The sequence below is a fragment of the Acinetobacter sp. 1130196 genome (genome assembly GCF_000588095.1).
Taxonomy (GTDB): domain Bacteria; phylum Pseudomonadota; class Gammaproteobacteria; order Pseudomonadales; family Moraxellaceae; genus Acinetobacter; species Acinetobacter nosocomialis.
Window position 1 is genome coordinate 1 of sequence record NZ_JFWX01000008.1, and the last position, 13,045, is coordinate 13,045.

Sequence of the window (13,045 nt, forward strand, 5' to 3'; positions counted from 1 at the left end):
TACACCAACCTGACGAGAAAGAAGGATGTGTTCACGAGTTTGTGGCATTGGACCGTCAGTCGCAGCACACACAAGGATCGCGCCGTCCATCTGAGCAGCACCAGTGATCATGTTTTTAACGTAATCGGCGTGGCCCGGGCAGTCAACGTGTGCGTAGTGACGAATTGGAGAATCGTATTCTACGTGTGAAGTATTAATTGTAATACCACGTGCTTTTTCTTCAGGTGCTGAGTCGATTTGCGAGTAATCTTTCGCTTCACCGCCGTAAGTTTTTGCACAAATAGTTGCAATCGCAGCAGTTAAAGTTGTTTTACCATGGTCAACGTGACCGATTGTACCCACGTTTACGTGTGGTTTATTACGTTCAAACTTGGCTTTAGCCATGATGATCTTCCTCGTTTACGTCGAACCAACTACAAATGGCGCTGAACTAACTCAGCTTATCGACATATCGCCTAAAAAACAGACACCCAATACTTGAAAAGCAGACTATATAGCCTGCTTTCTGAAAACTTTGTGGAAATCCACTCAAACTTTAATATCTGGAGCTCTTATCGAGATTTGAACTCGAGACCTCTCCCTTACCAAGGGAGTGCTCTACCACTGAGCTATAAGAGCGACTATCCTTCGATGGAGCGGGAGACGAGGATCGAACTCGCGACATGCAGCTTGGAAGGCTGCCGCTCTACCAACTGAGCTACTCCCGCAACGTTGGTAATAACCACTTCATTCGAAGTTTAGGATGGTGGTGAGAGAAGGATTCGAACCTTCGAAGCTTTCGCAACAGAGTTACAGTCTGCCCCCTTTGGCCGCTCGGGAATCTCACCAATATCGCACTTATCTACAGTGCTGTTCTTTACTCATTCAACTTAACACTTTAAAATGGTGCCGGCACACGGATTCGAACTGTGGACCTACTGATTACAAGTCAGTTGCTCTACCAACTGAGCTATGCCGGCGTTTCTTAGTGTTTCGTACGTTTCGTATCGGAACGGTGTGCAGTTTAGCAAAACTCCCAAACGATGCAAGCGGTTTTTTAAAAAAAACCGCTAAAAACTCATAAAATCAATCCGTTTGATGATAATTCAACCGCTTTGATCACTGCGCGAGCTTTTATTTGGGTTTCATTCCACTCAGATTCTGGATTTGAGTCAGCAACAAGCCCTGCTCCAGCTTGCACATACACTTTTTTATCACGGATAACACAAGTACGGATTGCAATCGACATATCCATTTCACCATGCCAACCTAAATATCCCACTGCTCCACCAAAGACACCTCGTTTTACGGGCTCTACTTCATCAATAATTTCCATTGCGCGTATTTTTGGGGCACCGGATAAGGTTCCTGCCGGGAAGGTTGCCTTAAATACATCAAGTGCATCGATATCATCACGCACTTCACCTTGCACATTTGAAACAATATGCATGACATGTGAATAGCGCTCAATTACCATTTGATCCGTTACTTGGACCTTACCAATTTTTGATACACGCCCTACATCATTTCGACCAAGGTCAATCAGCATCAAATGTTCAGCAATCTCTTTTTCGTCAGAAAGCAAATCTTTTTCTAGTGCAATATCTTCTTCTTTAGTTTTACCGCGTGGTCTGGTTCCCGCTAACGGCCGAACCGTAGCAATACCATTTTCTAAACGAGATAAAATTTCTGGGGAAGAACCTACTATATGAAATGGTTTTTTATCAGTAATCGTTTGGCCTTGAACTAAAAATAGATAAGGTGAAGGATTTAGATGACGTAATGCACGGTAAACCTGTAAAGCTTCTCCATCAAATTCGGAAACCATGCGTTGCCCTGGAACAACCTGCATCACATCGCCAGCACGAATGTATTCTTTAACTTTTTCTACTGTCTCTAAAAATTTTGCTTTACCAGTGATCGATTCAAAAAGTGGAGGTGTATGCGGCTTCGCTTGCAAACTAACTGGTGTTGCCAACAGTTGTTCTAATTGATCTAATTTTTGTTGAGCATCATTATAGGCGTTACTCTGCTCTGCATCCGCATGAACAATTAAAAATAACGTATCTTTAAGATTGTCAAAAACAATAACCGTCTTTGAAAGCATCAACCATAAATCTGGAAGCGTAATTGGATCGGCTGTAGGAACATTCTTTAAACGTGGCTCGATATAACGGACTGCGTCATAGCCCAAATAACCTACTAATCCGCCTGTAAAGCTTGGTAAATCTGGTAATAGATCGGCTGGGGGTACTTTAAATTGTTTTTGGAATTCACGAATGTATTGAAATGGATCTAGACAATCTTGTTGTGTGATTGATCCATCAGCATGCTGTATAGATAAAACACCAGCATTGCAGGAAAAAACTGTTGATTCACCCAATCCAATCATAGAATAGCGAGCCCAGTTCTCTCCACCTTCAACTGATTCAAACAAGTAAGCTTGTGTTTGATCTTTAAAGCGGGCAAAAACCGATAATGGAGTTTCAGTATCTGCCAATCGTTGACGATAGACTGGAATAGTATTGTAACCAGCAGTTTTAAGTTGCTCAAATTGCGCTAATGTTGTCATGAATCTTCTCTAATATGGTTTCGATTTAAAAGTGTGTTTTTCTAGATTCGAGTTAGACACGCCATCGAAAAACCATACGCTTATTCATTCTTATCTCCATTTTCTTCATTAGACAATTAACTCAGCAAGACTATCAACAACTTGCTGAGGTTGGCAATCATAGATATTTTCTCCATGATTATAGCCATAGCTAACCACAATACAATCAATTCCGGCACGGCGAGCAGCTTCAATATCATTACTTGAGTCACCAATCATTAAGGACTGTGAAGCAGATGTTTTTAGGCTTTCCATGCAATGTAATAATGGCAGTGGGTGTGGTTTTCTTTCAGGTAAGCTATCTCCTCCAAGTACAACTTGGAAATAAGGAGAAAGTTCTAATGCATCTAGTAACCCTTGAGCAAGCTTGACAGGCTTATTGGTAACACATGCCATTTTTATATTCAAAGTTTGGCAATGTTTTAAAAATTCAGGTACGCCAGGGTAAATTTGAGTATTTACACACAGCTCTGCACCATATATGTCTACAAACTTTTGCAATAAAACCTGATGTTGTTCAGCATCCAATTTTCCAAATATATGAAGCAGAACACTTTCACAAAGTTTTGAAGCTCCTTTACCTACCCATTCCCGTATTTGTGCTTCTGTTACCAATGGCCAACTAAGTGATTGCAGACTTAAGTTCATAGACCGATATAAATCGGCAGCAGAATCAACCAAGGTTCCATCTAGGTCAAATAAAATTAAATCGCGCTTACTTAGTTGTGCAACAGACATTTTCTTCTACTCAAAATTAAAAAGGCATGCGTTTAGCATGCCTTGATTGTAAAAGCACCAACGAATTATTTAAAGAATAACCATGCCAATACAGCCAAAATCACTAAAATAATAATAGTAATTAAACCAATAGATGCATTCTTTTGCTGCTCTTTTTCTTCAGCTACACGAGAAACAGGTTCTTCAATAGCAACCGGAGTTTGCTCAGGCTGAGCATGAATATTCACTCCTTCAGGAATCGGTGCAGGTTTTGGAATAGAAATATTCTGCGGCATACCATCGTGGCGAACTTCCACCTCTGCAGCACGCTCTGCAAGGCTTGGCATGCCTTGATCACTTAAATCTTGTGCCGGTGCAGCTTGTACTGGCTCTGCTTCAATTTCAGGTAAATCATTATTTTCTTGAGCAGGCGCTAGTACTGAAAATTTAAAACTTGCAAATTGAACAATATCACCATCATGCAGCTGCTTTTCTTGCTCAATACGAATATCGTTTACAAATGTACCATTTGATGAATTAAGGTCTTGCACCCATAACAATTGGTCCTTTAAAAGCAATGCCGCATGGCGACGCGAAATTTCAGCGGCCTGTAATAGCAAATCAGCATCTTGATGACGTCCCACCAACATATCACGATCAATACTAATTTCTTGACCAGTAAATTCACCAGTAATTGCTTGCAGTTTCCAAGTCATGCCTATGTCCTATTCATTTTTTATCAATCATAACATGCTACTACGGTGCCGTGCTTGGACGCAGTGTCGTTGTTGTTACTGTATTTTTAGTTCGATTCACTTCTGGATCAGGTAACTGCAAGGTCTGTTTCTGAACAGCAGGCTCTACCGCCACAGGTGTGGTTATGGTCGTGCTTTTTCCACCTGATGGAACCTGTTGATAATTTTTGGATTGAGTTCCAATACTTGGAGGTGTCATTTTTTGATTGTAAACATCATCAACCTGCTCAGGTAATTTTGCAAAATTACCATTTTTATCCATAGCCAATTGCAAGCTATAAAGCTGATTATAGCGCTGCTGAGATAAACGGCGAACATCATTCGCATCGCCTACAATTGTTGGATGAATAAAGACAAGTAGATTACGTTTTACATTACTTCTATTATCCGATCGGAATAATCGCCCAACATAAGGGATACTACTCAATCCTGGTATACCTTGTCTTGAAAGTGATGTGTCATCTGATACCAAACCACCCAGCACTACAGTCTGCCCATGTTCGGCCAAAACAGCTGTTTTAATAGCACGTTTACTTGTCACCAAGTCAGCAGCTTGCCCACGACTATCCTGAACAGCAGAGACCTCTTGCTCTACTTCCAGACGCACTGTACCGCCTTCACCAATATGTGGAATAACTTTTAATGTTACGCCGACGTCTTTGCGTTCCACAGTAGTGTATGGATTAATACCCGTACTATTGGTAGTGACTGATCCTGTGACAAATGGAACGTTTTGACCTACAACAATATAAGCTTCTTCATTATCCATCGTTACAATGGATGGCGTTGAAAGTAAGTTTGATTTTGTATTGGTTTTGAGAGCTTGAATTAATGCACCATACGCCTTACGAGAGTTATCAAAATTACCCAATCCTAAAGTTGCACCATTACCTTTATTAGCTCCATTAGCGATAGCAGATGCAGCCCCAGCCGTACCACCCGATAAATAACCAGCAGCAATAGAAGATAAACTCGCCCCTACATTACTAAAGCTAAGTAAACCAATTCCACTAGATAAATCGCCGAGCGCCCATTGAATTCCAAGTTGATCTGCATCATCTCCAGAGACTTCAATAATTGCGGCCTCGATGAGTACTTGTTGACGACGGACGTCTAGTTGTTGAATTGCAGATTCAATTTCACGCATTAATTGGGGATCAGCTTTAACCACCAATGAGTTCTGAGCATTATCTGCAATGATACTTACACCATTTTGGTTAAAGCTGGTGATATTGTTCTGATTACTATTGTTTGAATTACCATTTAGATTGATTGATGGGGTAGATATTGAACTACCATTTGAACCCGACGTGTTTGAACTAGAGTTTTGGTTATTCCCAATCAAACCATTAATCGAATTTGATGAATTAGATGAGTTCTTATTGTTGCCAGAAGAAGATACTGCTTGACCAGTGACTAGTCCTTGTAAAATTTCTGATAAATTTTTAGCACTTGCATATTTTAGTCTAAAAACTTTTAAGCCACCCAAACGATCAGCAGAAGGCACATCCAGCATTTCAATCATGTGGCGAATGCGCTTACGTGTTTCTGGATCACCTTTTACTAAAATACGGTTTGTTCGATTGTCTGCAATAATACGAATACGAGCACCGCTAAAATCTTTAGATGCACCTGTTGCACTCATTGCTTCAAGTTGTGTGATGATTTCTTCTGCTTGGCTCGACTGAAGATTGATCGCTTCAATATCGTTTTGCCCAGTCCCGTCTAAGTTACGAATAATATTTTCAAGCTGATAGATATTTGCGGCACGGTCCGAAACAATCAGTGCATTGGTCCCTGCAATCGCAGCCATATGCGCAAACTGAGGCATTAAAGGGCGAAGTGCTGGAATTAAGTCATTTGGATTAGTATTTTCAAGCCAAATCACTCGTGTAACGATTTGATCTCCACGAACTCTATTTCTAGCATCATAAGGAATTCCTGAGTTTTTAACGTTGCTATCCGGCACAAGCTTAATCGTATTACCAGAAGGAATTGCAACAACCCCATTTACATTTAAAACCCCAAGAAATAGGTCATAAACTTCATCTTTATTTAATGGCTTATTAGAAATAACCGTGACATTACCACGTACTCTTGGATCTACAGCGAAGTTCTTTCCTGTAATGTCTGCAACTTCATTAATAAAGGCAGTTAAGTCAGCATCACGTAAATTGATCTTCCATGTTTGGGCATAGGCACTGCTACTCACTGTCGCAATCAATGGGGCTGCTGCAAGTAATGCCCAAAGTGGACGTTGATGATTCAATAAAGCCATAACTCGCGATATTTCCTAACTCTTATGGTGACGTGTTATCACTAAAAATTTTGTTGTATGGTCATCACTTGATCACCACGTTTTATTTCTATTTTTACTTGCCCTGCTCGACGAGCTTGTTCAAGTAATTGCACATCCGTTTGCCCCTGCCCAACCGTTTGACCATTTAAAGAGACAATTCGATCGCCAGGTCTTAAACCTAACTTATTTCTAAGCGCAGTCGGTGTACGTTCTGTAACTTCATAACCTTCACTTGAGTTGCCACTGACCCCCATATCTTTGAGGTACTGCTCTCGGTTACCTTGCATCTGCTGAATCGCTTGCCCTAGGGCTTGTTGAGTCGTATTTACAGGTGCCGCAGGTTGAGAAGGTGTAGTAGGTTGTTGTTGTGAAGCATCTGGCGTCATCGGTTGATATAAACCATTTGGCAAACCTTTAAACTCAAGTTCGCGGGTACTGCCATTTCCTTGACGTAACACCACATGATCCCAATAAACTTCTGCCAGTTGATAAGAAGTAGAACCAATGGTTTCACCAACCCGATAACGCTCAGCAATATTATCAACTTTAATAACAGCCGAAGAGAAGCGGTTTGGATAACCCACCATTACGCCTTGTAATTCTAGATTCACACTTTCCTGAGCCGCATTGGCAGAAGGTTCATTAAAAAGTGAAAAAGTACTAATGTTTGGTATTTGTGCCTGCTGAGAACCGAGCTCTACCCGATCAAACTGCATCATTTGTGGAGGAGCAATCACCAACCAAAAAAATGAAGCCAATTTCCAACACAACCATAAAATTAAAATGGCTAAGACGACTACACTAAGTCGATCTAGCTTTTGCCATTGTAATTGCTGTAATTTATCAAGCCATGCTTTCATTAGTTACCACCTTGTAGTAATGGTTGGCGAGAACTAATGACAAAAGTGTCTAAACCAGCTTTTCCGTCATAAGATGGAACGTTAAGCAATAAACGCTGCGTGAGTTGAACATCAAGCATCATATTGGCATCAAGTAAAAGATTCGCCATTTTTTGATTTCGCTGATCACGGATGTCAACTTGTAGCTGTCCATTGTGGTCAGCCAACTGCCCACTTAAAGAAGGCATGTTCATACGATCTTGACGATCACCAATATTATAAACTAGCGCTCCACCACCCCAATGCAACTGTCCATCAACCGCTGCAAAGCCTTGCTCTTTTTTATAATTAAATTGGATATCTTTAAGTTGAATACTATTTACAGGCCATTGCCAGTTCACAATCTGCTTCAGTGTTTCTGGAGCAACTTGACCATTCATATTTCGTACAATTACTTTTTTGCCAAAACCATATGCCATGATTCCCGCTAATTGTGTATTACCGCTATGAATATCAACATCTGCAGCAAAGCGTAATAAAAGTAAATCTAGAGGTCTCGTTTTCCAGTGAATGGTTCCCCGTAAAGCACCACGATGCCAGTCTGCTTGCCCCTGCCAGATGTTGCCACTTACATTATGGACAGTTTGATTATTTTTTGAAAATTTAGAGATAAGCCAAGTCGCCGGAATCTGTAAAATAATAAAAATTAAAAATGCAATGAGGGCAAAAAACCACCACTTCCATTGCTTAGACTTTTTCTTCATTCAGCCTTACCAACATGCAAATTATCGTCCTTATATGAGAGTTCCTCTCTAGTCTGACATTATGCATACTTTTTCAACATCGCCAATTCACTTCATATAAAAAAACCAAGCAATCAGGCTTGGCGTCTTCTTAAAGACTATAAGTTGTACGTATGACAAAATCATGAAAATTGACGATTGATCTCACTAAATGCAAATTTAGTCTCAACAATGTATTTATTCAGGAATTTAAACACTTTATTGAATACTTTATTTTTTAAATAAAAGTTTTAATTCTTTTTAAAATAAAAAAGCCAAGCTAAATCGCTTGGCTTTTTAAGAAGCAATACAATTAGATTAAGAAATCTTCAAGTTTTGCACCCTTTTCGATTTCAGCAACTAACCAGCGTGGTTGTTTACCGCGACCAGTCCAAGTCTCTTCAGAGTTGTTTTTGTTACGGTAGCGTGGCTCTACAGATTTACGTGTTGTTTTCTTACGTTTTTGAGCACCAAACTCAAGAAGTTGTTCAACACTAAAACCTACATTTTCAGCAATCTCGATAATTTGATTATATGCATCTTCAATTGCTTGATCTTTTTTGCTTGCAATTAAAGCTTCTGCTTCTTCTTGTAAGCGTTTTAACTCTTCAACAGATAATTCACTAATATCCGGTTTCATTAATAAATACTCCAGTCTTACAGACAATTCAAATAATACAGACAAAATTTAAAAACATTAAATCATAACCAATAGTATTTATAATCTATTCAATAAGCAATAGTTTGAAAGACGAGTTCGTCAGAATAATGCTATAAATTTACTTTTTAATTACATTAATAATTATAATTGAAATATATTTTCTTAATATTTATTTAAGCTAAATGTATTAAGTCATGTCCTACTGATTTTTCTAATTCAATAATTTTACTTTTTACTTCATTTGGTATTTCACATTTTAAACCTGTAGATTTATCTACACAAACCATTACTGCTTCAGCTGTAGCAACGATTTGCTGCTGCGTTTCACTCCATAATATATAAGCCATACGGAATGCGCTATTGCGCATCTCTTCTACACGAACCCCTACTTTCAATACATCTGGATAAAACACAGGTTTTAAATATTTGCACTGACTTGAAGCAACAACAGTATATATATTTGGGGTCAATATATTTACATTTTCCATATATAAAATACGTGAGCTTTCAATATATCTATAATATTGTACATTATTGACATGACCAAAAGCATCCATATCTCCCCATGCTACTTTCTGGTCGTATATTACAGGGTAGACAGACAGTTCTTTCATTTTTACCTCATATTTTAAATTTTAAAAAATTCGCATCATTTTCAAAGATTAGGTTTAACTGTTTGATTAACTCATCATCTTCTTTTAAGGTTGATTTAATACGTAAATAGCTCATTAAAATATTATCTGGGTATAAACTTAATAATATTTCTGCTTCAGCTTGACGCTCCGTTGCCTTGTAAACATGCCATTTTGCAAATGTTAAAACCGGCAAATTCATATATTGAGATTCGAATTGATTAATCTTTTCCTCAACATCTGCATAGTCAGGAACCTGCTTAAGCAATTGTTGCTGAAACCATAAGTAAAATACGTCTGGATCAAATTGCTCTTTGAGTAAATGCAAGGTTAATGCTTCATGCTGAATACTCATTTCTGGCATACGTGCCAAAAGTTTTAGCCATAGCAATTTACTACTATAAGGTCTGGTTTGAATTTCAGACTCTAAATCTAAATAGCGCTGTTGCAGTGCATGTAAATCGTCTACCGAAGCTTGATCGAATTGTTGAAGAAGCTGTTGCAACCATAAATCACGATGCTCAGCATCCAATAATCCATACTTCATTGAACGCAAATATACCCATGGTTGCTGTAAAGCAAGCTCCCCCCATAACGCAGTTAATCGTTGTTGATATGCAGTCTCGATCTCTTCAAGCCAAGGTGATAATTGATGTTGATATAGAAACTCAAGATGAGTTAATGCACGTTCAGCTTCATTTTGAGCTAGAAATATTTCAATACGCTGCAACTCGGCTAATTCAAAAGCCATTGGTGGGGATTGATCTAAAGCATCTAATGCTTTTTGATAATCTCCACTTAAAACTAAAAACTTGGCATCAATAATATTTTTTAAAAGGCCCGACTGAGTAAAAACGCGTTCGATAAATACCCGTTGGTCTTCGGCCGCCTCTAATAGCCAGACAATACCTAATTGCTCATAAGGATGAAGATTTTTAAATTGAAAAATATTTTCTCTTTTCCTCTGTTCACGCGAGGAATAACGTTTAATCCAAAGCCATATTAACTGAGCAATAAAACTCATCACAACAAAGGTAAGGACTAAGCCCCACACATTTGTTTGCAGTTGCAATTGACGCCAGTAGATATAGACGTAACCCATGCCGTAGCCATAACTCAATAAAGCTAAAGCCGCAAAAAGTACTAAGCTAATGAGCAGGTAAACCCATAGGAGATGTTTCATATGTCCTCCTTATGAGCCTAATAGACCAAGAGTTGATAATTTAGGCACAGGCACGATAGATAAGTGAGCCACTTTAGCAATACGGTTTTTCAATTGTTGACTGGTGGCGTCTGGTAGTTCATTTAGTTTTTGCATTACTGATTGCAGCTCATTTTGGTACTCTGCCATCTTTCCTTGATTTAATGCCTGCTCAGCAATTAAGAGTCTTAATTGCACTTCTTTAAATACAACACTTCGATTCATTAAATTAATAGACGGCGTTTCTATTTTTTCGATACGGAACCATTTTTTCCACCAAGACACTGCCTCGGATTGATCCATTTCAAGTTTAGGTTGAGCTAATGCTTGTTGAATATTCTTATCAATAGTTTGCAGTAAGTCATCAATCAATTGATGACGCTGATTTTGAGCAATTACGTATTGCTGTATTGCCTGTTTATCCTGTTCAATCGCCTGATTTAAACTGTGTTGTAATGCCGGGGCAATTTCATATTGAGGCAAGGATTGTTGTAGCTGAGTTAAATGATCTACCGCATAAATAAACTGTTGTTGATCTATCGCAAACTGAATTAAATCTAATTTTTGCTTAATGACTACCGTTGGCGTAATACCAGTATGAATGATTTCATGATTTGTTAAAGGTGCTATTTGAACGTCACTACTCGACTGAGTCTGTGTTTGTCTTTTTAATGCCACCAATTGATCATTTAAATTGGCATACTGCTGCTCCGATTGCAGTAAGCTCTGCTGAAGCTCAGGAACAGTACGAGAAATTTGCCACATATCGTAACTGAGCTTAGCCAACCAAGCGATGCTCAGCAAAATGATGATAGAAACAAGTTTTCTCATACGAATCCTTATAATGCCTGAATGTGATGAATCATCCCCGAAGGCGATAAATTTTCAAGTTGAATAATGTGAAAATAGGCCTGTTGTTGATCGCGATATTTTTTAACAAGTTGAAAAAGACGTGGCCCTAAAACCAAATATACACAATCAGGTTGTACATTATTTTTTAAACAAAGCTCTAACCAATATTTCCAGCTTGCCTCACTGGTAATTAAGACAAGCCATTTTTCTAAATTATAATTTGAATTTTGTGTTAGATGTTTGAACTTTGAATATGAAACTTCTGGGCACTGTCGATGATATAAGACAAAATTCAAAATCTGAATGCCTTGCTGCTGCAAAGTTTCCATCATAAATTGACGGCCACCTTCACCTCTCCAAAAAGCCACACTACCCGTCTGTCGCATATTATGAAGAATAGGAAGATTGAGCATTCCTTCAGACGTTTCAACATCTGGAACATGTGCTTCAACTCCATATTCATAAAGACGATGTGCCGTTGCCTGTCCGACCGCAATCCACTGAATATGTTTTAAGTCGTCTAGCTTTAAACCACTTTGTGTTAAATACTGCATCCCCACATCAACAGCAGTGGGGCTCACAACTACAATCGCTTGTGCGCCAGATAACTGCTGATAGAGTTGAGCGAGTGATTCTAAAAAAGGTTCAGCAACCAGCTCTAAAAGAGGTAAAGACTCGACCTGAAACCCCTTATTTTGCAAAGCTTGAGTTAATTCAGCCGCACGTGAATCAGGTCGAGTATTAATAAACAGCATAACGTTAGTAAAGGGCCTTTAATAAATCGCCAGCACCTTGTTCAAGTAAGTTTCGAGCAAGGTTTTCACCTAATTGCTGAGCATTGTGTGCTTCATCTGTGAGTTCAGCACGCAGTAATGTTTGCCCATCAGGACTTCCGACGCGACCTTCAATATGAATTTTGCCATCTTGTAAGGTTGCATAGCCCGCAATCGGTACCTGACAACCACCTTCAAGATAGGCATTAAAAGCACGCTCAGCACGCACACAAACATCAGTCTCTGTATGTAAAAGAGGTTGTATTAAAGCCAATACGTCTGGATCATCTGCACGACATTCTAAACCAAGAGCGCCCTGCCCAACCGCAGGCAAACTTACACTTGGCTCGATACAGTGACGAATGCGTTCTTCTAATCCTAAACGTTTTAAACCAGCACTCGCCAAAATAATCGCATCGTATTGACCATCATCTAACTTACTTAGGCGAGTTCCAACATTTCCACGTAAATCAATAATTTGTAGATCTGGACGTTGTTTTAAAATTTGTGATTTACGACGTAAACTTGAGGTGCCAACTTTTGCTCCTTGCGGCAAATCAGCAAATTTTTCAAATTGATTCGAAACAAAAGCATCTAAAGGATCTTCACGTTCGCAAATGACCGCTAAAGTTAAACCTTCCGGTAATGCCATCGGAACATCTTTCATTGAATGTACAGCAAGGTCGGCACGACCATCTAAAAGTGCTGCTTCCAACTCTTTAACGAACAACCCTTTACCACCAATTTTTGCTAAAGGTGTATCTAAAATTTTATCGCCCTGCGTGACAAACTTAACCAACTCCACCGTTAAATCTGGGTGAAGCTCCTGTAAACGGGCACGAATATGTTCTGCCTGCCAAAGAGCAAGTGGGCTTTGTCGTGTAGCAATTTTCAAGGTTTTCATAAATTCAAGCATGGGCTGGTCAAACAATACACCCTAAACT

At 39.1% G+C, this 13,045-nt stretch carries 13 protein-coding genes and 4 tRNA genes; all 17 read right to left on the bottom strand.

Going from position 1 to position 13,045, the window contains the following annotated elements; all coding sequences use genetic code 11:
* On the bottom strand, positions 1-384 hold a 384-nt coding region (locus J671_RS10075), incomplete at its 3' end, for a GTP-binding protein (RefSeq protein WP_031982150.1).
* 159 nt (positions 385-543) lie between these two features.
* Positions 544-618 (bottom strand) — tRNA-Thr (locus J671_RS10080).
* Between the two features lie 13 nt (positions 619-631).
* Positions 632-707 (bottom strand) — tRNA-Gly (locus J671_RS10085).
* Between the two features lie 36 nt (positions 708-743).
* Positions 744-827: transfer RNA gene (locus tag J671_RS10090), tRNA-Tyr, on the bottom strand.
* A gap of 56 nt (positions 828-883) precedes the next feature.
* Positions 884-959 (bottom strand) — tRNA-Thr (locus tag J671_RS10095).
* Between the two features lie 98 nt (positions 960-1,057).
* A complete protein-coding gene (gene trpE, locus J671_RS10100; RefSeq protein WP_031982151.1) occupies positions 1,058-2,551 on the bottom strand; it encodes an anthranilate synthase component I in 1,494 nt (497 codons plus the stop codon).
* Positions 2,552-2,659: 108 nt separating this feature from the next.
* The gene (locus J671_RS10105; protein WP_002053177.1) at positions 2,660-3,328 is read right to left on the bottom strand and encodes a phosphoglycolate phosphatase; all 669 of its coding nucleotides are present in this window, start codon (positions 3,326-3,328) and stop codon (positions 2,660-2,662) included.
* Between the two features lie 65 nt (positions 3,329-3,393).
* Positions 3,394-4,023 carry an FHA domain-containing protein gene (locus J671_RS10110; protein ID WP_031982153.1) on the bottom strand — a complete coding sequence of 210 codons (630 nt, stop codon included), beginning with the start codon at positions 4,021-4,023 and terminating at the stop codon, positions 3,394-3,396.
* Positions 4,024-4,063: 40 nt separating this feature from the next.
* The gene (gene gspD, locus J671_RS10115; RefSeq protein WP_002053167.1) at positions 4,064-6,340 is read right to left on the bottom strand and encodes a type II secretion system secretin GspD; all 2,277 of its coding nucleotides are present in this window, start codon (positions 6,338-6,340) and stop codon (positions 4,064-4,066) included.
* 41 nt (positions 6,341-6,381) lie between these two features.
* Positions 6,382-7,221 carry a type II secretion system protein N gene (locus tag J671_RS10120; RefSeq protein WP_002053163.1) on the bottom strand — a complete coding sequence of 280 codons (840 nt, stop codon included), beginning with the start codon at positions 7,219-7,221 and terminating at the stop codon, positions 6,382-6,384.
* Complete coding sequence (gene gspN / locus J671_RS10125; protein WP_004710896.1) at positions 7,221-7,964, bottom strand: type II secretion system protein N; 744 nt, start codon at positions 7,962-7,964, stop codon at positions 7,221-7,223. Before gspN ends, J671_RS10120 begins: the two co-directional genes overlap by 1 nt.
* Before the next feature lie 331 nt (positions 7,965-8,295).
* Positions 8,296-8,622 (bottom strand): H-NS family nucleoid-associated regulatory protein, encoded by a 327-nt coding sequence (locus J671_RS10130; RefSeq protein ID WP_002053185.1) that lies wholly within the window; start codon positions 8,620-8,622, stop codon positions 8,296-8,298.
* A gap of 194 nt (positions 8,623-8,816) precedes the next feature.
* Positions 8,817-9,257: an acyl-CoA thioesterase gene (locus J671_RS10135; protein ID WP_004710900.1), complete on the bottom strand. Its 441-nt coding sequence runs from the start codon at positions 9,255-9,257 to the stop codon at positions 8,817-8,819.
* A 7-nt stretch (positions 9,258-9,264) separates the two neighbouring features.
* The gene (locus J671_RS10140; protein WP_031952241.1) at positions 9,265-10,458 is read right to left on the bottom strand and encodes a hypothetical protein; all 1,194 of its coding nucleotides are present in this window, start codon (positions 10,456-10,458) and stop codon (positions 9,265-9,267) included.
* Positions 10,459-10,467: 9 nt separating this feature from the next.
* Positions 10,468-11,307 carry a hypothetical protein gene (locus tag J671_RS10145; protein WP_031982155.1) on the bottom strand — a complete coding sequence of 280 codons (840 nt, stop codon included), beginning with the start codon at positions 11,305-11,307 and terminating at the stop codon, positions 10,468-10,470.
* 8 nt (positions 11,308-11,315) lie between these two features.
* Entirely contained in the window at positions 11,316-12,083 is a 768-nt protein-coding gene (locus tag J671_RS10150) for a uroporphyrinogen-III synthase (protein ID WP_031952237.1), read from the bottom strand.
* Positions 12,084-12,087: 4 nt separating this feature from the next.
* Positions 12,088-13,005, bottom strand: coding sequence for a hydroxymethylbilane synthase (gene hemC / locus J671_RS10155; protein WP_031982156.1), 918 nt, complete (start codon positions 13,003-13,005; stop codon positions 12,088-12,090).
* Positions 13,006-13,045: the final 40 nt, after the last annotated feature.

Excerpts from the sequence above, each read along its gene's own strand:
- hemC (WP_031982156.1), bottom strand. The coding sequence starts at position 13,005 with ATGAAAACCTTGAAAATTGCTACACGACAAAGCCCACTTGCTCTTTGG.
- trpE (WP_031982151.1), bottom strand. The coding sequence starts at position 2,551 with ATGACAACATTAGCGCAATTTGAGCAACTTAAAACTGCTGGTTACAAT.
- J671_RS10135 (WP_004710900.1), bottom strand. The coding sequence starts at position 9,257 with ATGAAAGAACTGTCTGTCTACCCTGTAATATACGACCAGAAAGTAGCA.
- J671_RS10130 (WP_002053185.1), bottom strand. The coding sequence starts at position 8,622 with ATGAAACCGGATATTAGTGAATTATCTGTTGAAGAGTTAAAACGCTTA.
- J671_RS10105 (WP_002053177.1), bottom strand. The coding sequence starts at position 3,328 with ATGTCTGTTGCACAACTAAGTAAGCGCGATTTAATTTTATTTGACCTA.
- J671_RS10150 (WP_031952237.1), bottom strand. The coding sequence starts at position 12,083 with ATGCTGTTTATTAATACTCGACCTGATTCACGTGCGGCTGAATTAACT.
- J671_RS10120 (WP_002053163.1), bottom strand. The coding sequence starts at position 7,221 with ATGAAAGCATGGCTTGATAAATTACAGCAATTACAATGGCAAAAGCTA.
- J671_RS10145 (WP_031982155.1), bottom strand. The coding sequence starts at position 11,307 with ATGAGAAAACTTGTTTCTATCATCATTTTGCTGAGCATCGCTTGGTTG.
- gspN (WP_004710896.1), bottom strand. The coding sequence starts at position 7,964 with ATGAAGAAAAAGTCTAAGCAATGGAAGTGGTGGTTTTTTGCCCTCATT.
- gspD (WP_002053167.1), bottom strand. The coding sequence starts at position 6,340 with ATGGCTTTATTGAATCATCAACGTCCACTTTGGGCATTACTTGCAGCA.
- J671_RS10110 (WP_031982153.1), bottom strand. The coding sequence starts at position 4,023 with ATGACTTGGAAACTGCAAGCAATTACTGGTGAATTTACTGGTCAAGAA.
- J671_RS10140 (WP_031952241.1), bottom strand. The coding sequence starts at position 10,458 with ATGAAACATCTCCTATGGGTTTACCTGCTCATTAGCTTAGTACTTTTT.